Raw genomic sequence first — 18,995 nt, forward strand, 5'->3', positions numbered from 1 at the left:
ATCAGAAGACTTTTATTATTCTATCATTTCATCAAGTGTTTGTCAAGAAGTTTTTATATTTTTTAAAACTTTTGAACCGTTTACTTCTTTGGAATGACTAACATTATCTTTTTTCAAGACTTTTTAAGTTTATCATTTCTTTTCTATTTTGTCAAGAAGTTTTTTATAATTCCTTAACATTCGATTGGTAGAAATGTTTTATTGTTCGTCTTCTTCTCGCGAAGACTTTTTATATTCTATCATTTGTTTTATTTTATGTCAATGCTAGTTAAAAAATCCGAGGAAAAAATTCTTCCTCGGATTAACTTATATACTATTCTTTTTCCTATTTTCTCAATAAAGAAATATTCAATTCTAATAGTTGCTCTAAATCTACCGGTGATGGTGCTTGCGTCATTGGATCTGCTGCATTCGCAGTTTTAGGGAATGCAATTGTATCACGTAAGTTATCACGACCAGCTAATAACATAACAAATCTATCTAATCCTAATGCACATCCTCCATGTGGTGGTACTCCATATTCAAATGCATCTAGTAAAAATCCAAATTGTTCTTGAGCTTGTTCTTGAGTGAATCCTAACGCTTTAAACATAGAAGATTGTACTTCTTTATCGTAGATACGGATACTTCCTCCTCCTAGTTCATATCCATTAAGTACTATATCATATGCTTGTGCATATGCTTTTTCCGGTGCAGTTTCTAATAATTCTACATCTTCTACTTTTGGCATAGTGAATGGGTGGTGAGCCGCACTGTAACGACCTTTTTCTTCATCATATTCTAATAACGGCCAATTTACTACCCATAGATAATTATATTTGTCTTTGTCGATTAAATCTAAATCAGCTGCTAATTTTTGACGTAATGCACCTAATGATGCGTAACATACTTTCTTACTGTCTGCAGCAAATAAGATAATATCTCCAACTTCTGCATCTACACGAGCTACTAATTCTTGAGCTACTTCGTCTGTAAAGAATTTAGAAATCGCACCATTTAATCCTTCTTCAGTTACTTTAACCCAGGCCAATCCTTTAGCTCCATAGTTTGCAACATATTTACCTAAAGCATCGATATCTTTACGAGAATATTGCTCTGCACACCCTTTAGCTACGATACATTTTACTGCTCCACCTTGTTCTACTGCATTTGAGAACACTTTAAAGTCTAAGTTTTTAACAAGATCACTAACATCTTTTAATTCCATTCCAAAACGAGTATCAGGCTTATCACTACCAAATCTTTCCATTGCTTCTTCATAGTCAAGGCGTGGGAATGGTAATACTACATCAATTCCTTTTACTTCTTTCATAACATGTGCAATTAAACCTTCTATCATAGTAAGAATTTCTTCTTGTGACATAAAGCTCATTTCCATATCGATTTGTGTAAAGTCTGGTTGTCTGTCTGCACGTAAGTCTTCATCACGGAAACAACGAGCTACTTGATAATATCTATCGAATCCCGCAACCATTAATAATTGTTTGAACAATTGTGGTGATTGTGGTAATGCATAGAATTCACCTGGGTGGACCCTACTTGGTACTAAATAGTCACGCGCTCCTTCTGGAGTAGACTTAGTTAAAATTGGTGTTTCAACATCAACGAACATATTGTTATCTAGGTAATCTCTAGTTGCTTTAGTAATTTTTGAACGTAAGTGTAACACCTCTGCAAGTTCTGTTCTTCTTAAGTCTAGGTAACGGTATTTAAGACGTAACTCCTCACTTGATAAACTTGCGTCATCTAAAACGAATGGTAATGTTTTTGCTTTAGATAAAATTTCTAATTTATCAGCAATAACTTCTACTTTACCTGATGCTATTTTTTCGTTAACTGTAGATTCATTTCTTAATACTACTTCACCTTCAATAGAAACTACGAATTCATTTCTTAAAGTTCCCGCAACTTCATGTAATTCTGCATTCTTTTCTCCAGAAAATACACATTGAACCACACCCATTCTATCTCTTACATCAATAAAGATTAAGTTACCAAGGTCACGACGTTTACTTACCCAACCTTTTAATGTAACTCTCTTTCCTACATATTTTTCATCTATACGTCCTGCGTATTCCGTTCTTCCGTATGCGCTCATTATTTTTCTCCTCTCAATTTCTCTTGTAAATAATCAACAATGTTATCTAAATTAATAGTTTCTTGCTCAAATGATTTCATATCTTTTATAACAAGTGTTCCACTTTCAAGCTCACTTTGACCAATTATTATAGAATATTTTGCATTATATCTATCCGCTATTTTCATCTGTGCTTTCATTTTTTTGTCAAAATAATCATTTTGTACGCTATACCCTGCTAATCTTAAATCATTAGTAAGTTTAACTCCTGCATTAGAAGCCTCTTCACCCATAGCAACTACGAATACATCAATTGTATCATCAATAGGTAATTCAATATTTTCACTCTCTAATGCTAATAATAGTCTTTCTATACTTAATGCAAAACCAATTCCTTTTTTATCTTCAGGTCCATCCAACAGTCTAATTAAACCGTTATAACGTCCTCCTCCACAAAGTGTTTTTAATTCCACTTCTGGATTATCTATCATTATTTCAAATGCTGTATGCGTATAATAGTCTAAACCACGAACTAAGTTATGATCTATCTCATATTTAACACCTAATGCATCCAAGTGTTCTAAAACTTCTGAAAAATATTGTTTAGACTCTTCTCCTAAGTAGTCTAATAGTTTTGGGGCAGATTTAATAAGTTCGTGCCCCGCATCTACTTTACAATCCAGGATTCTCATAGGATTTTTATAAAGACGATTATTACAGTCTTCACAAAACTCATTAATTCTAGGTTCAAAATGCTTAACTAACGCTTCATTATATGCTTGTCTTTCTTCTGGATTTCCTAACGAATTAATGCTCACCTTGATATTTTCAATCCCAAACATTTTATAAATATTATAGGCTAAACTAATTACTTCAGCATCGATTTTTGGACTTTCCTCGCCGATTACCTCAACACCATATTGTACAAACTGACGATAACGTCCTTTTTGTTTTCTTTCATATCTAAACATCGGACCAACATAATAAAGTTTTTGAGGTTGTATTGTTTTAGCAAACAATTTATTTTCAATATACGATCGAACTGTCCCTGCTGTACCTTCTGGTCTTAACGTTAGAGATCTATTCCCTTTATCCATGAAAGTATACATTTCTTTTTGAACAATATCAGTAGTATCTCCAACGCCCCTGCTAAATAATTCTGTCGATTCAAACATCGGCGTTCTTATTTCTTCGTAACAAAAGTTTCTACTAATTTTTCTTAGTTTCTCTTCAACATACTGCCATTTTTTACTCTCTTCAGGTAGTATATCCTGCGTCCCTCTTGGCATAGTTATTACCATAGTTTTCTCCTTTCAATTCTTACCTTAATATATATCCTAATATAAATTAAAATCGCCCCATATAGATTTACTATATGGGACGATAACAAAATTCGTGGTGCCACCCTAATTCATATCGGAATACCGATACCTTATTTTTTCATTTATTAAATTTTACAAAAAGTGTTCTTTACCTTAATCATTAATATTTAATCTTTCAGCCTCAGGATTAAACTCTCTTTTATTAAAACATAAAGTAAAATTCTTTTTACTAACTTTGTCACAGGTCTTTTAAATATATTATACCAAACTCTTTTCATTGTCAAGAAATTATTATATTTTTTAAATTTAATTTATTATTTTTTCTCATTCTTACATACCCTTATAAGATTATTTTTCTAGACAACTTAATATTAATAGTCACAATTTTTTTCACTATAAATTATATAATTCAGTCTATGCAACTATATAATTTATGTGTTTTATTTAATTACTTATCGCTTAATTTACTTGATTTTTTTCCCTTAACATTATACAATAAATTATAGATAAAGACATTAAAGAAAGGAGTATATACCTTATATGAAAAAAATAATCTCTATTTTAATGCCTATATTTGCAATATTTTTCTTAGTAGGTGGCACATATTACTACCTAAATGCAGGAAATAAAAATTTTAAAGAAGAACATTCAAAATATATATCATTAATAAATGACGCACATGATTTCAATTCTGGATTAAAAGGTCTTGAAACATTAACTACAGAAAAAGCAAAAGAAACATTAAGAAATATTGATACTGAAGTATCAATTGCTAGCGAATTAGATAAAACACATAATGCACTTAACAAAGCCGATATCGAAAATGCTCACGACTCTTTAAAGAAAGCAAAAAAACTTGATACTAATCATACCTTTTCTAAAGCAATTACATACCTAGATGAACAATTAGAAGACTATGATAATGCTCTTATTGAAATCTTGGAATTGGATATAACTTCACAAAATTATGCCGATCAAGTAAAAACTATTCTAGCAAAATATCATTTCAAATATGCAGCTTTAAAAGAAAAACTTCTAAATTCAGAAGTTTCAGAATTAGAACAAGACCATAAAACTAATGTTACAAAAAAAGAAGAAGCTAAAAAAGAATTAGCTAATAAAGACGACAATAAAAAAGAAAAATCTTCAGAAAATAAATCAAATACCGCAGCTAAACACAATTCAATAGAAAATAAAAAAACATCTACTATACCTAATACACAAAATCATCCTCAAATAGCAGGACAACAAGTACCTGAAACATATAACACAATTCGTTATACCCAAGAAGGAAGTACTAGTAGAAGCATAATCGAAAACGAATTAAAAGGTGATATTTCAAACTTTACGAATGAAGAAATTAACGCTGCGATCGAAAGTTATAACGCAAAAAATCAAGGATAGACATCACTATCCTTGATTTATTTTTTATTTTTCTACAGCTATAACTTCGATTTCTATATTCCCACCTAGCGGTAAAGCCGCTACTTGAAATGCAGATCTTGCCGGAAGCACATCGTTAAATTGTTCTGCATAAACTTTATTAACCTCTGCAAAATCAGCAATATCCTTAAGTAGTACTAGTGATTTAACTACATGATTCATCGAACTACCAGCCTCTTCTAAAACTGCTTCGATATTTTTAAATACTTGCTTCGCTTCCTCAATAACTCCACCTTCAACAATTTTTCCAGTTTCTGGATTAATTCCTAATTGACCTGAACAAAAAATTAAGTTACCTACTTTGTTTGCTTGAACATATGGTCCAACTGCTTTTGGCGCTTTCGATGTATTTACTTCTGTAATTTTCATTTTATAAATCTCCTTTAAATTATTATTTACTATGTTAAATTAATCAGCTAATGCTTGTTCTAAATCTTCTATTAAATCTTCAGTATCCTCAACACCACAAGAAAATCTCAACAATGTTTGCGTAACTCCTTGCGCTAATCTTTCTTCTTCACTCATACATGCGTGAGACATAGTTGCCGGATGAGAAATTATTGATTCTACTCCACCCAAACTTACCGCATAGATAGGTATTCTAATTTTCTTCAAGAAAGCTTTTAAATCAGCTTGTTCAAAGAATTCAAATGAAAAGACAGCCCCTCCTGAACTTGCTTGTTCAGTATGAATATCATAAAACTTACAACTTTCTAAATGAGGATAGTATACTTTCTTAATTTTAGCATGCTGTTCTAAATATTTAGTTAAACTTATAGCGTTGACCACAGATTTTTCCATACGTAATCCCATAGTTTTCATACCACGTAAAATTAACCACGCATCCTCTACACCTAAAATACCACCAAAATTTTTCTGTAAAAGACATATCTCAGATGCTATTTCCTCATTATTTGTTACTGCACAACCAGCTGTAACATCACTATGACCATTTACAAACTTAGTCAGACTCTCAATTACTATATCACATCCTAAATCTAGTGGTTTTTGATACAACGCCGTCATAAACGTGTTATCTGCCACTGTTTTTATATTGTGTTTTCTTGCAAGTTCTGTTATTGCCTTAATATCAGATACCTTCAATAGCGGATTAGATGGCGTTTCAATATAAATCATGGTCGTATTTTCTTTAATAGTCGATTCTAACTCTTCTAGATTCTGGTAGTTTACAAAACTAACCTCTACCCCATATTTCTTCAATATTTTTGAGCTAAATTGGAATGTTCCACCATAGACATCTTTAGGTAAGATGATATGTTCCCCACTATTTAAAAGCATTAAAACTGTAGTTATAGCAGACATTCCCGATGCAAATGCAAATCCAAATTTCGCTTTGTGTAAATTTGCAACAGCAGCTTCTAACGCCAATATTGTCGGATTCCCGAATCGGCTATAAGAATATTTACCACAATCTTTATATCCCTCTTTTTGATCAAATGTTGTAACTTGATATTTAGGAATTGAAGCAGCACCCGTATAATCATCAATTACAGGGTACCCATGTAATAAATTAGTATTTATTCCCTTCATTAAAGTTTCCTCCTATTTAATATTTTTTTCTAACTTCAATTTAATTATAATTTATTATGAAAATTATTTCAATACAAATCGTATTCGTTTTCACAATTCCACACAATACCTCACGATAAATAAAAATATAAGAAAAAAGCTATAACTAGATATAATATCTAGTTATAGCTCTCTTATAATTCTAATTAAAGAACAACTACGTTAGCTGCTTGTGGTCCACGAGCACCATCTTCTACTTCAAATTCAACTTTATCGCCTTCTTTTAAAGTTTTGAATCCATCTTTTTTGATGCTTGAGAAGTGTACAAAGATATCTTTCTCTCCTGCAACTTCGATAAATCCGAATCCTTTTTCCTCGTTAAACCATTTTACTGTACCTTGTTTCATAAGTTACAATCTCCTTTTTATTTTATATTTTATTATCAATAATCAATCGTAGTCTTGCCGTTAAAGATAATAAATAAAATAAATGTGACATTGTGTTATTCACTTAAAAAACTTAGAACCTGTATTACAATTTTTACTATATGTTTTATTGACTTTATTCATTATACTTCATATATCAAAAATATGCAAGCAATATATTCATAAAAATAAAAAAACCTTGCGGCCTTTTTATTAAAACTCTTCTTCTTCAGTTGCAATATTGAACTTTGATACTATTCCATCGTTATCAAAATCGTAAACATCTTCACTTTCTTCCATATCTTCATCTTCGATAAGCGCATCTACTGCATCGTGAATATCATCTTGTTCCTCATCTACAAGCTCATCCATTTCTTCTTCATCAATTTCAAATTTTTGAACACTTGGTTCAACGAAGTTCTTAATATCTTCAACAAATAAACTGTCTCTTAACTTCCAACTTCCATCTTCAACGCAAACAAAACGTCCATCTAAGTTTAAATCAGTATAGAAGTATGCAGCTTGTGCTGTGAATTCTTCATCATCAACGTTTCTTAATGGTTTAATATAATCTAGGAAATCATAAATATTTAATTTTTCAATTCCTTCTTCTACCATATATGCATAACATAAATCTATTAGTGACATTTCCTTAATTTTTTCTGCGCTTAAATCTTTTAACTTTACCATTTATATTAGATTCCCTTCTTTTTTATTTATTACATTTTTTCTGGAGCTGATACTCCGATTAACTCTAAAGCATTTCTTAAAGTTATCTTAACAGCAGTGATTAATGCTAAATAACTTTGAGTTTGCTCTTTATTTTCAGTTATTACTTTGTTATTATTATAGAATTTATGGAATGAACTTGCAAGACTTTGTAAATAATTACAAATTCTATGTGGTTCATAATTTTTGGCAGCCTGAGCTACAATTTCTGGATAATAAGCTAAATTCTTCAGTAGATCAACTGAGTACTCATCTGTTAATAACTCATAATCACAGTTATTTACATCATATTCAAATTGTTCTGCCGCTTGACGTAAGATTGAACAAATTCTAGCGTGAGCATATTGAACATAGTATAGTGGATTATCGCTTGATTGTTCTTTCGCCACAGCGAAGTCAAAGTCTAAGTGGCTATCTGCACTTCTCATTACTAAGAAATAACGTGCAGCATCTGCTCCTACTTCATCTATTAAATCACGAAGTGTGATTGCTTTACCTGTTCTCTTACTCATTTTTACAACTTCACCGTTATTAAGCAGTTGTACCATTTGCATAATCAAAACTTCAAGTTGCTCTGCTTTATATCCCATCGCAACGATGCTTGCTTTCAATCTTGCAATATATCCGTGGTGATCTGCACCAAGAACGTCTAATAATAAATCAAATCCACGATCTAATTTATTCTTATGATACGCTATATCACTTGTTAAATAAGTTAATGAACCATCTGCCTTAATTAATACACGGTCTTTGTCATCTCCTGTGGCTAAAGCTATTGTTTCTAGCCATAAAGCTCCATCTTTCTCATAAACAAATCCTTGTTCTCTTAAAGATTCTAAAGCTTTATCCACAAGACCATTTTCATATAATGATTTTTCACTAAAGAATACGTCATACTCTAATCCAAAATCTCCTAGGTCTTTTTTTATATTTTCCATTTCATATGCAACTGCGTAATCACGAATAAAGCTTTCTAAATCTTCTCTTTCTAATAATGAATCACCAAATTCATCCTTTAGTTTTTGACCTAATACTTTAATATCTTCACCGTGGTATGCATCTTCTGGCAACTGTGCATCCATACCTAAAGCTTGTTTATATCTCGCAATTGCTGAAATCACAAGATTATTAATTTGATTCCCGGCATCATTGATGTAATACTCACGAGATAAATCATATCCTGATTTTTTCATTATTCTTGCTAACGAATCAGAATACGCAGCATTTCTGGCATGCCCTACATGTAATGTTCCCGTTGGATTAGCTGATACATATTCTAAAAGAACTTTTTTCCCTTGACCAATGTTGTTTTCACCATATTTAAAATCATCTTCTAATATTTTGCCAACAACACCACCAAGACTAGACTTTTTCACGAAGAAGTTAATAAATCCTGGACCAGCAATCTCAACTTTTTCAACCGCTTCATCAGAATCTATATTTTCAATTATTTCCTCGGCAATTACTCTAGGATTTTTACGTAAAACTCTAGTTAATTGCATCGCTACATTTGAAGAAAAATCTCCATTATCTGTATTTTTTGGAGTTTCAACATGAATATCAACTCCATCAATTTCTAATTTGGTTAAAGAATTTTTTAATAATTCTACTATCTTATTTTTCACCAAAAATTCCTCCTAATTAACTACTAAATATTTTTCACTAATATTTTTAATTTATTTTGTTGTTTGTCCTTATTCCAAAAAAATATATTATATACTATCTCAAATAAAGTAAAATTATTTTTTGACATCTTACCTATTTTAACAAGCTGTGTTTCCAATTTCATCTGACCATATTGCGTGCTATAATCATTACTCGTCTTTGTGTATGATAAATATATTTTTGAATCGTCTTTTTCTATACTAACACTTTCTTTTATTTTGTCAATAAAAATTTCTATTTTTTTATTATTTTTATCTTTATAAATTATTTTCTCACTATCTAATTGGCTAATGTATGTGCCAATATATGATTCATCATGAATTTTTTCTGCATCGACATAAGTTGTTATCTTAATTTTACTATCCATTTATACTCTCTAATTCCTCTTCAATTTCTAACCATGACTCATTTAATTCTTCTAGTTCAGCAGTCAATTGTTGTAGCTTTCCATTGAATTCTTGAGTTTTTATCATATCAGTATAGACTTCTTCTTTTGCAAGTTCACTATTAATTACTTGAATATCTTCTTCTATAATCTCAATCTTATTCATCAACTCATCTCGAGTACGTTCTAATTTTCTGATACGTCGTTTCTCTTCCTTATCTAATATATAATTATTAGCTTCTTTTTCTACAACTACATCTTTAGCACTATTACTTAGTTGTTGAGCTATTCTCTCTTGCTCTCTTTTTTCTAAATAATAATCATAATTACCTAAGTAAATATTATGACCATTGTCTGTAATATCTAATACTTTATTAGCTATCTTATTAATAAAATATCTATCATGACTGACAAAAAGTATTGTCCCTTCATAGTTTTTTAATGCTTCTTCTAATACCTGTTTGCTCGTAATATCAAGGTGGTTAGTAGGCTCATCTAATATAAGTAGATTATTCTTCTCAAGCATAAGTTTCGCTAGCTGTAACCTTGCTTTCTCTCCACCTGAAAGATCTCTTACAATTTTTAAAACATCATCACCTCTAAATAAGAACCTTCCAAGTACAGTTCTTACTTCCGCTTCTTTCATAAGCGGATATTCATCCCAGAGTTCATTTAGAATAGTTTTTGAAGATTCAAATTCTGCTTGTTTTTGATCATAGTATCCTAGTGATACTTTACTTCCATATTGAACAGATCCAGCAATTTCTTTTTGTCTCTTAGCTATCGTTTTAATTAGAGTAGATTTTCCTATACCATTTCTTCCAACAACAGCTATTCTGTCTCCTTTATATACAGCAAGATTATAACTTTGACCCACTTTAGTTCCATTATAACCTACTTGTAAATCACTGATAGTTAGAACATCACGTCCACTTTGCTCTTTAATTAAAAACTCTATACCAGCAGCCTTATCATCTTTTTTGGGATTGTCGATAAGCTCCATCTTATCTAGTACCTTCTGACGACTCTTAGCCATCTTACTTGTCGAAGCTCTAGCTATGTTCTTTTGAACAAATTCTTCTAATTTCTTTATGTCTTTTTGTTGACTCGTATATTCTTTTAATTGCTTTTCATAGTCTTCTTCATATTGTACTAAAAACTTAGAATAATTACCTACATACTTTTTAAGTTTTCCAAATTCTAAATTATAGACAACATTTACTACCTTATCCAAAAAGTATCTATCGTGACTTACTATTACTATTGCACCATTATATGATGATAAGTAATTTTCCAACCACGCTACATTTTCCATATCAAGATGGTTGGTCGGTTCATCCAAAACTAATAAATCTGGCTCACTTAGCAATAATTTCGCCATAGATAATCTAGTCTTCTCTCCACCTGAGAACGTACTTATTTTCTTATCAAAAACTTCTTTTGAAAAATCTAATCCGTATAACACACTCTCTATCTTACTCTTATAATGATAGTCTTTATGTGTTAAAACTTCATTTTGTAATCTATCAAACTTATTTAGTAATGTTGAGTCATTCTCAATATTTTCTGGAGTCAGCTCAAAAGATAGTTTTTCTAATTCAGCTTCCAAAGTAATTATCTCATCAAAGCAAGTAATCATCTCTTCATAAATCGATAAATCTTCTCTTACAATAAACTCTTGCGAAAGATATCCAACTGTTGTATTTTTTGAAATAGTTCTCTCTCCGCTATCAAAACTAATAGCACCAGAAATAATTTTTAAAAGAGTACTTTTCCCTGCACCATTTCTTCCTACTATTGCAACACGATCTTTATCATTAATTTCTAATTTAACATTCGAAAATATTTCATTAACCACAAAATTTTTTGTTACATTGTTTAATTGAATTAACATTTCTTATCCTTTCTCAATAATATCTTACTGGGAGTGACTCAAAAATCGTGATTTCGTAGAAATCGATTTTTCAGAGTCACCCCCGCACAGTTTATTAGATATCTAAAAAGCTTTTATAAAGCGAATTTAGATATCAATAAACCACTGCGTCTATGAATTCTCATATACACTTTGTTAAAATTTAGGTCTTTTTGGTCAGCTTCTACTAATTTCATATATAACCAAAATATTATATCATATTTTAAGGCTTTTCGCTAATAATTATAGCTATAATCATTTATAATTTCAGCTGTAACTTACTTTGAGCATTCGCCTAATTTTAGTTGTTATTAACTGATATTTGTTATCAATTAATCTTTTGAATTATTATTTAAATGTTATAGTCTAGAATATAGAATTTATAATAATTTATTTATTTGATATATATTTTATTCTATCATTTTTCACTATAATAGCTTTTTAAAATAAAAGAATATTTTTAAGATTACTCGCGAAAAATTTCCATATTATAAATTTAACTCATAAGATATTTTATATAGATTATTGTTACCTTTTTATATAAATGTTATAATACAAGTATATAATAAATTTATAGAATAAGGAGGATTCGTTCATGAAACCAAAAAAATTATTATCAGTCCTTATGGCTGCTGGATTAGCATTTACTGCTGTTGGATGCAGTAGTTCATCTAATTCAACTTCACAAAATTCAAATCAACCAGCTGACTATGTTGCTGGTGTATCACTAGATAAACCAATAAAAGTAGATAAAGAAGCTGGTACTATAACAGTTCTATCAAAAATTAATGGTAAATACTTTGATGAAGCTACAAGACATAATTCTGTAGAACAAAGTGGTACAAATGGTGCTAAATCAATTTTTACGGCATTTGCTAAACCAGATGAATTTTATAATGCACTTCTAGAAATCGGTGCGAAACCTGGAGAAAATATGAATCCAAACAATGCAACTACTACTCACGTAGAAGGAACTCCAATCAAAGCTGAAGTTACTTGGAATGGAGCCGACAAAAAATACGATATCAATGAAGTAGTAAAAGATAGTAACGGAAAACAAATTGATTTCCGCTTCGGTGGTAACTTAAAACGTGCTCTTGATAAAAACACTGGATGTTTATCTTGTTTAGATAGTTGTCCTGTTGGTATTATCTCAAATACTACTTATACTTACGGTGCTGTTGAAACTCGTAAAGAAGTAAAATTCACTGGTAACGAAAAAGTTCTACCTGAAGATGGAACTTATGTTGCAGTAATATACAGTATTAAAAAATAACAAATAATTAAAATGTTCATACGCAACAGTTGATGTTAGTACTTATCTAATTGACTGTGCGGGGGCGACTCAATAAATTTGGGCCGCTCCCATATTTATGAAAAAGGAGAAATTAAATGAAACGATTAAGACTTCTATTTTATTTTACAAGTGTTGGTATTGCTGTTGGATATTTCTTCGCCTTCTTACTGTTCTTCTTTACACAGTTTGAAATGTTAGCTGACCAAAGTCTTGTAATTTTTGTTTGGACTGTTTATGGTATAATGACAGGTTTATATTTCAAACGAATCAATCGTAAGTATACATTCTTCATAATTGAAGGCATAATACTTCTTATGGCTATTTTTTCAGGTAAAACTAAAACCTTGCTATATATAGCTCGTGAAGTTTTACATGCCGGATCGATTAATCAGATTAAAACTCCATTTTTAATCGGTGTTATAATTGTTAACTTAATAAACCTTTATATCATTTTAACACTTTCTAAATACCAAAAAGTTTATACTAAAGAAGAATTGAAAGCATTAAAACAAAAAGAAATAAAACTAAGTGATTTAAGAGAAGTCGATCCTGAGGAAGAGAAAAAATTAAAAGCACAACGTAAAAAAGTAAGATATATTACACTTGTATGTTTTGCAATCTTCTTCGCCGTTTACTTTACAGTACCTAGTTTTAAAACTGGAATAAACACTGCATTCGCCACTTTATCTCAATTCGATACAAATGCTGTAATCGAATATTTACGTGGCTGGGGAGCTTGGGCTGCCGTTGTTTCTGGAGTACTTATGGTTCTTCAATCAATCGCCGCTCCTATTCCAGCATTCTTAATCACATTGTCTAACGCAGCAATCTTCGGTTGGGTTCTTGGTGCAGTATTATCTTGGTCTACGGCTATGATCGGAGCAGCTCTATGTTTCTATATTGCTCGTGGATTAGGACGTGACGTAGTTGAAAAACTTACAAGTAAAGGTGCTATGGCAAGTATTGACGTATTCTTTGAACGTTACGGAGATAAAGCAATTCTTATTTGTAGACTATTACCATTCGTATCATTCGACTTTGTTAGTTACGCAGCAGGTTTAACAAACATGAGCTTTTGGAGATTCTTTATAGCTACAGGTGTTGGTCAATTACCTGCAACTATCGTTTATTCATATGTAGGTGGTACATTATCAGGTGGTGTTAGAAACTTATTTATCGGATTAATGTGTCTATTCGCATTATCAATCGTTATTGGTATTATGAAAAAAGTCTATAACGACAAACATAAAAAAGAAGAAGAACTTGGAATCTCTTCTAATTAATAAATAAACAAAAACAACTAGAAATGATAACTTTCATCTCTAGTTGTCTTTCTATATTCTAAACTGTAATTCCCTTTTGATTCAACTGTCTCATAAAGAAAAATTTCTCTACACCAATTTCTACATCTTCATTTATATCCAATCTATAATCAATGTAGACATCTATTCCATCCACTACATATTTTGAATATAATTTTTCATCAAATTTGTCAGCCATCGAAACCGCAACAGCTCTATTTACTCTCCCACCTCAACAAATTTGTTGAAATAAAGATATCAATATATGATTTTTATTTTTATCTTTTAATAATTTTTTTGCTTGTTCATTGATTATAATTGCCATTTTTATCTCCTATTCTACTCTATCGCTTTAAGAGCTTCTACCATATTTACTTTTTTCAACTTTTTATGCATTACTATCATTACTACGATAGTAATCAATATTGTTATACCCGATGCTAATAAATATACTACTAACGGCACTTTACTACTAAACATCATATCTCTACCAGCAAGTTCTAATATTATCTTCAAGTACATCTTATAACCTAAGTAATTACCTAAAATAATACCAACTGCACTTAAATAAAAAATTTCTCTAAATACATAAATAGTTACTTCACTCGGGTAAAATCCAAGTACTTTTATCGTCGATAACTCTCTAATTCTCTCTGATACATTAACGTTTATTAAATTATATAATACTACAAGCGCTAAAGTCACCGAACAAATCACCATGACTGCAACAATAATATCAATTCCTTTTATAAAATTATCTAGTATCTCTTGTATTTTAGAATTATCACTTATATTCACTATATCGCTATTATCATTTAAGTTACTTACTACGCTTTCTACAGTTTCTTTACCACCTGTAGTTTGTATTAAAAATGTATTATCCTTATATTGTTTTTGGAACACTGATTCGTAATAGTTTTTATTAATATATATTGTGTGTCCAAAGTAATTTTTATTAATTTCGCCGACGATAAGTGTGTATTCTTTATTATTTACAACTATATTAAAGCTATCTCCTACCTGTAACTTGTGAAGATATGCGAGTTTTTCACTTATAACAGCCGCACCATTTGGCAAGTTAATACCTTTGGCATTATTATCCATTAATGTAATATAGTCCCTGTAATTTTCTTTATCAACTGTTATTAATCGTGCAGAATCCACAATTTCATTATTACTCTCAAAAGTGGCAAGTTGCATATTAACTTTAGTATTAGCTTTAACATTTTTATTATTATCTATTTCTTTTTGAAGTTTTTCTACACTTTCACTATCTATATAAGGATTATAAGTAGCTGCTATGTCTACCTTATTGATTACCTTGAATTGCTCATTAGAAATATCTATAACCCCATAACGAATTCCAAATCCAATAAACATAAGAGTCAGGCAACCCGCTACTCCAAAAATAGTCATCAACATTCTTATTTTATAACGGAAAATATTTCTAAATGTAACCTTTCTCAAAAAGCTAAGTCTAGACCAGATAAATGTTATTTTTTCTAAAAATATCCTACTTCCACCACTAGGGGCTTTCGGTCGTAATAAATACGCACTCTTTTCTCTTAAATTTTTTCTTAATGGTATATATATCGCAAAACTAATACATCCTAAAGAAATAACAAAAGCCACGATAAGTATACTTGGAGTATAAACTATCTCTGGTGTATTAAAGGTGAAAAATCTTGCATAAGAATTATAAACTATCGGTACTATAACTAAATATGCACCTATTATTCCAAAGATTGTACCTATTAAAGTTGATAAGCATCCATATACATAGTACTTTTTAGAAATTTGATAATTACTATATCCTAGAGACTTAAGTGTACCTATATTTATTCGGTTTTCATCTATCATCCTAGTTAAAGTCGTCAATGATACTAAAATTGAAACAATAAATAAAAATATTGAGAACACATTTGCAACAAAGGTTAAACTACTTGCCGAGTCTATAAACTGGGCATAATTTTTTAAACCTCTAATATTTTCCACTGAAAATCTAGGATAATTTTCTTCATTTAGACTCGCTTTACCAACATTCAATTGCTTTTTATTATCATCAATCTCTTTTTGTGATTTATTTAGTTTCTCTATTTGCTCATTATAACTTCTAATATCTACATTTTTTAATAACTCGATCTGCGATTTAATATCATTTAACTTAGATTGGGCATCATTTATAATTTTCTCATTCTCATTTAATTTACTATAATTTTTTTCTAAATATTTTTTAGCGTCAACTTCTCGCTGAATTTTTAATTTCTCAATAAGAGCATCCCTTGTTTTATTAATCTCAGTTATATATTCTTTGTCACTATACTTATAGTTAATATTTTTTAATTTTATATTTACACCGCTGATATTGTCAAACTTAAAAACTTCTCTATTCACATAACCGAAATAGTCTTTATTCGCAGGATTATTGTTAGATACTTCTATATGATCCGCTCCTTGAACATAACCAACTATTTTAAATTTAGTGTGTTTTAAAGTATTACTATCACTTTTATCTGAGACAAAGGTAATTTCATCTCCTATTTTATAACTATCTTTAAGCGACTCTACTAAAGCTACTTCTTCCTTACTTTTAGGTAAGGCACCCTCAATAACTTTAGGTATTGCTAGTTTTTCAGGTAAAGATTCGATATTCACAAATTCATTGCTATTAGCTATTTGTAGTTTTTTTGTAAAATAACTTTCACTAATATCTATATTGTCTAGACTATTAATTATCTTCATATCATCTTGATTAACACCAAAATTATGACTTACCCTTAAATCATACATCCTATGCCGTTTCAAATGATTATTATACGTATTTACCATAGCAGGAGATGTCTCTTTCAAACCTACAAAGATAAAAACTCCTAGAAACATTATTATTAGTATTGATATAAATTTTGATTTTGTTTTTAAAATTTCCCTTAATATATCTTTATTAATTGCTTTCATAAATTCTACCACTCTATCTCATCAATACTTTTCGGACTAGAATTTTGTATTACTTTTTTCACCTTAGCATCATAGATTTCAATTACCTTATCAGCAGCTTCAGCTATTGAACTATTGTGAGTAATAATAATTACAGTTTTCTTTTCATCAACACTATATCTCTTCAATGTATTTAGTATATTTTTACCTGTCCTATAATCCAAAGCACCGGTTGGTTCATCACAAAGTAATAGTTTAGGATTTTTAGCTATTGCCCTTGCTATAGCAACGCGTTGCTGCTCTCCCCCTGATATTTGTGAGGGGAAATTATCCATCCTATTTTCTAATCCAACCAATTTTAAAATCTCAGATGCTTTTTTTGGTTGTTTAACTATTTGCCCCGCTAATTCAACATTTTCTAAAACTGTCAAATTTGGAATCAAATTATAAAATTGAAATACAAAACCTATGTCTTCTCTTCTATATTTTGTAAGTTGGTCTTCATTTAAGCCTACAATTTCTTTACCAAAGACATTAATAGAACCCTCACTTGCATTGTCCATTCCGCCTATTATATTAAGTAGTGTACTTTTCCCTGCACCACTTGGTCCTAAAATTACAACAAATTCACCCTCACTAATCTCAAAACTAATATTATCATTTGCTATAACTTTACTACTATTTTCACCATATACTTTAGAAACATTTTTAACAATTATTTTCTGCATAATATTTCTCCTTTATCCTATTCTTTAATTATAGCACATATTAGTTTATCATTTAATATAAACGATTTCTTAAATAATAAAAAACCAAAACAAATCACTTTACAGTAGAAATAATTAATATTATAATATCGTTGATTAGTAAATTAAACTAAAACTTAATAAACATTAGAAAGGAGAAAATATGCTAACTATATACGAATACCCAACATGTTCAACATGCAGAAAAGCAAAAAAACTTTTAACAGAAAATAAAATAGAAGCCACATACTTCAATGTTAAAGAAAAAACACCTTCTATCGAAGAATTACAACATATAATAGAAAAATTCGAGTTACCATTAAAAAAATTATTTAACACAAGTGGTCTAGTATATAAAGAACTTGGTTTAAAAGACAAACTTGCCACACTAACGTTGGAAGAAGCATTAAAACTTCTTCACGAAAATGGAATGTTGATTAAACGTCCACTAGCATTTGATTTTGAAAATGATATTCTTTTACTAGGTTTTAAAGAAGAAGTTTGGGAAAAAGCTCTTTTCTAACAAAAAATATTAAGAAATCTATTGATATTTATTAAAAATAATGTTATAATCAAAAAGATGTGAAAACATTAAATTACGATGTTCCTCTGTTAATCAAGCATTAATAATGAACATTTTGTAAAAAAAGGAGAAAGAATAATGAGCAAAATCATTGAAGCGATCACTAAATCGCAATTAAGATCAGACATTCCTGAATTTAAAGCTGGGGATACAGTAAGAGTACACGTTCGTATCGTTGAAGGTGGACGTGAGCGTATCCAACAATTCGAAGGAGTAGTTATCAAACGTCGTGGTGGAGGAATCTCTGCTACTTATACTGTACGTAAAATTTCAAACGGTGTTGGTGTTGAAAGAACATTCCCTGTTCACACTCCAAAAGTTGAAAAAATTGAAGTTGTACGTAAAGGTAAAGTTAGACGTGCTAAATTATACTACCTACGTAATCTACGTGGTAAAGCTGCTCGTATTAGAGAAGTACGTTAATAAGAAGAAGCTTAAAAGCCCTATTACATCAGTAACAGGGCTTTCTTTTTTTTTGCTTTGATTATGTTTAATTAGAAACTCACGTATCTACCAAACTTCAGATTTTCCCATAATCTAAAAAATCAATCACACTTAGCAAAAAAGTAGATTTCAACTGAAATCTACTTTTTTCAGGCTGTTGACAAATGCAGAAACTGCATGAGTCAACAGCCTATTTTAATGA

17 protein-coding genes are annotated in these 18,995 nt (G+C 30.2%); 5 read left to right on the forward strand and 12 right to left on the reverse strand.

The annotated features are described in order from the left end of the window. Positions 1–325: 325 nt before the first annotated feature. Together aspS and hisS are read right to left on the reverse strand one after the other, a co-directional pair. Positions 326–2,098, reverse strand: a complete 1,773-nt coding sequence (aspS, locus tag RWS90_RS05950; RefSeq protein WP_314549536.1) for an aspartate--tRNA ligase — start codon at positions 2,096–2,098, stop codon at positions 326–328. Then, complete coding sequence (gene hisS / locus RWS90_RS05955; protein WP_314549538.1) at positions 2,098–3,378, reverse strand: histidine--tRNA ligase; 1,281 nt, start codon at positions 3,376–3,378, stop codon at positions 2,098–2,100. Before hisS ends, aspS begins: the two co-directional genes overlap by 1 nt. A 561-nt stretch (positions 3,379–3,939) precedes the next feature. On the opposite strand from hisS, the gene RWS90_RS05960 reads away from it, so the two are divergent. Beyond that, complete coding sequence (locus RWS90_RS05960; RefSeq protein WP_314549540.1) at positions 3,940–4,803, forward strand: hypothetical protein; 864 nt, start codon at positions 3,940–3,942, stop codon at positions 4,801–4,803. 24 nt (positions 4,804–4,827) lie between these two features. Here RWS90_RS05960 and RWS90_RS05965 read toward each other — a convergent pair whose 3' ends face one another. The 7 genes from RWS90_RS05965 to RWS90_RS05995 all read right to left on the reverse strand — a co-directional run bounded on the left by RWS90_RS05965 (position 4,828) and on the right by RWS90_RS05995 (position 11,470). Next, positions 4,828–5,211 carry a RidA family protein gene (locus tag RWS90_RS05965; RefSeq protein ID WP_314549542.1) on the reverse strand — a complete coding sequence of 128 codons (384 nt, stop codon included), beginning with the start codon at positions 5,209–5,211 and terminating at the stop codon, positions 4,828–4,830. A 39-nt stretch (positions 5,212–5,250) separates the two neighbouring features. Continuing rightward, positions 5,251–6,393 carry a PLP-dependent aspartate aminotransferase family protein gene (locus tag RWS90_RS05970; RefSeq protein WP_314549544.1) on the reverse strand — a complete coding sequence of 381 codons (1,143 nt, stop codon included), beginning with the start codon at positions 6,391–6,393 and terminating at the stop codon, positions 5,251–5,253. A gap of 185 nt (positions 6,394–6,578) precedes the next feature. Then, positions 6,579–6,779: a cold-shock protein gene (locus RWS90_RS05975; RefSeq protein WP_003144740.1), complete on the reverse strand. Its 201-nt coding sequence runs from the start codon at positions 6,777–6,779 to the stop codon at positions 6,579–6,581. 231 nt (positions 6,780–7,010) lie between these two features. After that, entirely contained in the window at positions 7,011–7,487 is a 477-nt protein-coding gene (rpoE, locus tag RWS90_RS05980; protein WP_314549547.1) for a DNA-directed RNA polymerase subunit delta, read from the reverse strand. 29 nt (positions 7,488–7,516) lie between these two features. Continuing rightward, positions 7,517–9,151, reverse strand: a complete 1,635-nt coding sequence (gene argS / locus RWS90_RS05985; protein ID WP_314549549.1) for an arginine--tRNA ligase — start codon at positions 9,149–9,151, stop codon at positions 7,517–7,519. A gap of 23 nt (positions 9,152–9,174) precedes the next feature. After that, complete coding sequence (locus RWS90_RS05990; RefSeq protein WP_314549551.1) at positions 9,175–9,558, reverse strand: hypothetical protein; 384 nt, start codon at positions 9,556–9,558, stop codon at positions 9,175–9,177. After that, on the reverse strand, positions 9,551–11,470 hold the full coding sequence (locus RWS90_RS05995; RefSeq protein ID WP_314549553.1) for an ABC-F family ATP-binding cassette domain-containing protein: 1,920 nt from the start codon (positions 11,468–11,470) through the stop codon (positions 9,551–9,553). The genes RWS90_RS05990 and RWS90_RS05995 overlap by 8 nt, the downstream gene beginning before the upstream one ends. 613 nt (positions 11,471–12,083) lie before the next feature. Here RWS90_RS05995 and RWS90_RS06000 point away from each other — a divergent pair. Both RWS90_RS06000 and RWS90_RS06005 read left to right on the forward strand, forming a co-directional pair. Further along, positions 12,084–12,764 (forward strand): YdjY domain-containing protein, encoded by a 681-nt coding sequence (locus RWS90_RS06000; protein WP_314549555.1) that lies wholly within the window; start codon positions 12,084–12,086, stop codon positions 12,762–12,764. A gap of 116 nt (positions 12,765–12,880) precedes the next feature. Continuing rightward, positions 12,881–14,068: a TVP38/TMEM64 family protein gene (locus RWS90_RS06005; protein WP_314549558.1), complete on the forward strand. Its 1,188-nt coding sequence runs from the start codon at positions 12,881–12,883 to the stop codon at positions 14,066–14,068. 58 nt (positions 14,069–14,126) lie between these two features. Here RWS90_RS06005 and RWS90_RS06010 read toward each other — a convergent pair whose 3' ends face one another. The 3 genes from RWS90_RS06010 to RWS90_RS06020 form a co-directional block, all read right to left on the reverse strand. Further along, complete coding sequence (locus tag RWS90_RS06010; protein ID WP_314549560.1) at positions 14,127–14,285, reverse strand: hypothetical protein; 159 nt, start codon at positions 14,283–14,285, stop codon at positions 14,127–14,129. Between the two features lie 140 nt (positions 14,286–14,425). Next, the gene (locus tag RWS90_RS06015) at positions 14,426–17,041 is read right to left on the reverse strand and encodes an FtsX-like permease family protein (RefSeq protein ID WP_314549562.1); all 2,616 of its coding nucleotides are present in this window, start codon (positions 17,039–17,041) and stop codon (positions 14,426–14,428) included. A 5-nt stretch (positions 17,042–17,046) separates the two neighbouring features. Continuing rightward, on the reverse strand, positions 17,047–17,748 hold the full coding sequence (locus tag RWS90_RS06020) for an ABC transporter ATP-binding protein (protein WP_314549565.1): 702 nt from the start codon (positions 17,746–17,748) through the stop codon (positions 17,047–17,049). Between the two features lie 181 nt (positions 17,749–17,929). Between RWS90_RS06020 and RWS90_RS06025 the strand changes: the two genes are divergently transcribed. Further along, entirely contained in the window at positions 17,930–18,289 is a 360-nt protein-coding gene (locus RWS90_RS06025; protein WP_314549567.1) for an arsenate reductase family protein, read from the forward strand. A 138-nt stretch (positions 18,290–18,427) separates the two neighbouring features. Then, positions 18,428–18,772 (forward strand): 50S ribosomal protein L19, encoded by a 345-nt coding sequence (gene rplS, locus RWS90_RS06030; RefSeq protein ID WP_314549569.1) that lies wholly within the window; start codon positions 18,428–18,430, stop codon positions 18,770–18,772. Positions 18,773–18,995: the final 223 nt, after the last annotated feature.

It is taken from the genome of uncultured Gemella sp. (assembly GCF_963529685.1).
Classification (GTDB): Bacteria; Bacillota; Bacilli; order Staphylococcales; family Gemellaceae; genus Gemella.

Bases quoted from the DNA above. Each gene is read 5' to 3' on its own strand.
- aspS (WP_314549536.1), bottom strand. From the start codon at position 2,098: ATGAGCGCATACGGAAGAACGGAATACGCAGGACGTATAGATGAAAAA.
- hisS (WP_314549538.1), bottom strand. From the start codon at position 3,378: ATGGTAATAACTATGCCAAGAGGGACGCAGGATATACTACCTGAAGAG.
- RWS90_RS05960 (WP_314549540.1), top strand. From the start codon at position 3,940: ATGAAAAAAATAATCTCTATTTTAATGCCTATATTTGCAATATTTTTC.
- RWS90_RS05965 (WP_314549542.1), bottom strand. From the start codon at position 5,211: ATGAAAATTACAGAAGTAAATACATCGAAAGCGCCAAAAGCAGTTGGA.
- RWS90_RS05970 (WP_314549544.1), bottom strand. From the start codon at position 6,393: ATGAAGGGAATAAATACTAATTTATTACATGGGTACCCTGTAATTGAT.
- RWS90_RS05975 (WP_003144740.1), bottom strand. From the start codon at position 6,779: ATGAAACAAGGTACAGTAAAATGGTTTAACGAGGAAAAAGGATTCGGA.
- rpoE (WP_314549547.1), bottom strand. From the start codon at position 7,487: ATGGTAAAGTTAAAAGATTTAAGCGCAGAAAAAATTAAGGAAATGTCA.
- RWS90_RS05990 (WP_314549551.1), bottom strand. From the start codon at position 9,558: ATGGATAGTAAAATTAAGATAACAACTTATGTCGATGCAGAAAAAATT.
- RWS90_RS05995 (WP_314549553.1), bottom strand. From the start codon at position 11,470: ATGTTAATTCAATTAAACAATGTAACAAAAAATTTTGTGGTTAATGAA.
- RWS90_RS06000 (WP_314549555.1), top strand. From the start codon at position 12,084: ATGAAACCAAAAAAATTATTATCAGTCCTTATGGCTGCTGGATTAGCA.
- RWS90_RS06005 (WP_314549558.1), top strand. From the start codon at position 12,881: ATGAAACGATTAAGACTTCTATTTTATTTTACAAGTGTTGGTATTGCT.
- RWS90_RS06010 (WP_314549560.1), bottom strand. From the start codon at position 14,285: ATGGCTGACAAATTTGATGAAAAATTATATTCAAAATATGTAGTGGAT.
- RWS90_RS06015 (WP_314549562.1), bottom strand. From the start codon at position 17,041: ATGAAAGCAATTAATAAAGATATATTAAGGGAAATTTTAAAAACAAAA.
- RWS90_RS06020 (WP_314549565.1), bottom strand. From the start codon at position 17,748: ATGCAGAAAATAATTGTTAAAAATGTTTCTAAAGTATATGGTGAAAAT.
- RWS90_RS06025 (WP_314549567.1), top strand. From the start codon at position 17,930: ATGCTAACTATATACGAATACCCAACATGTTCAACATGCAGAAAAGCA.
- rplS (WP_314549569.1), top strand. From the start codon at position 18,428: ATGAGCAAAATCATTGAAGCGATCACTAAATCGCAATTAAGATCAGAC.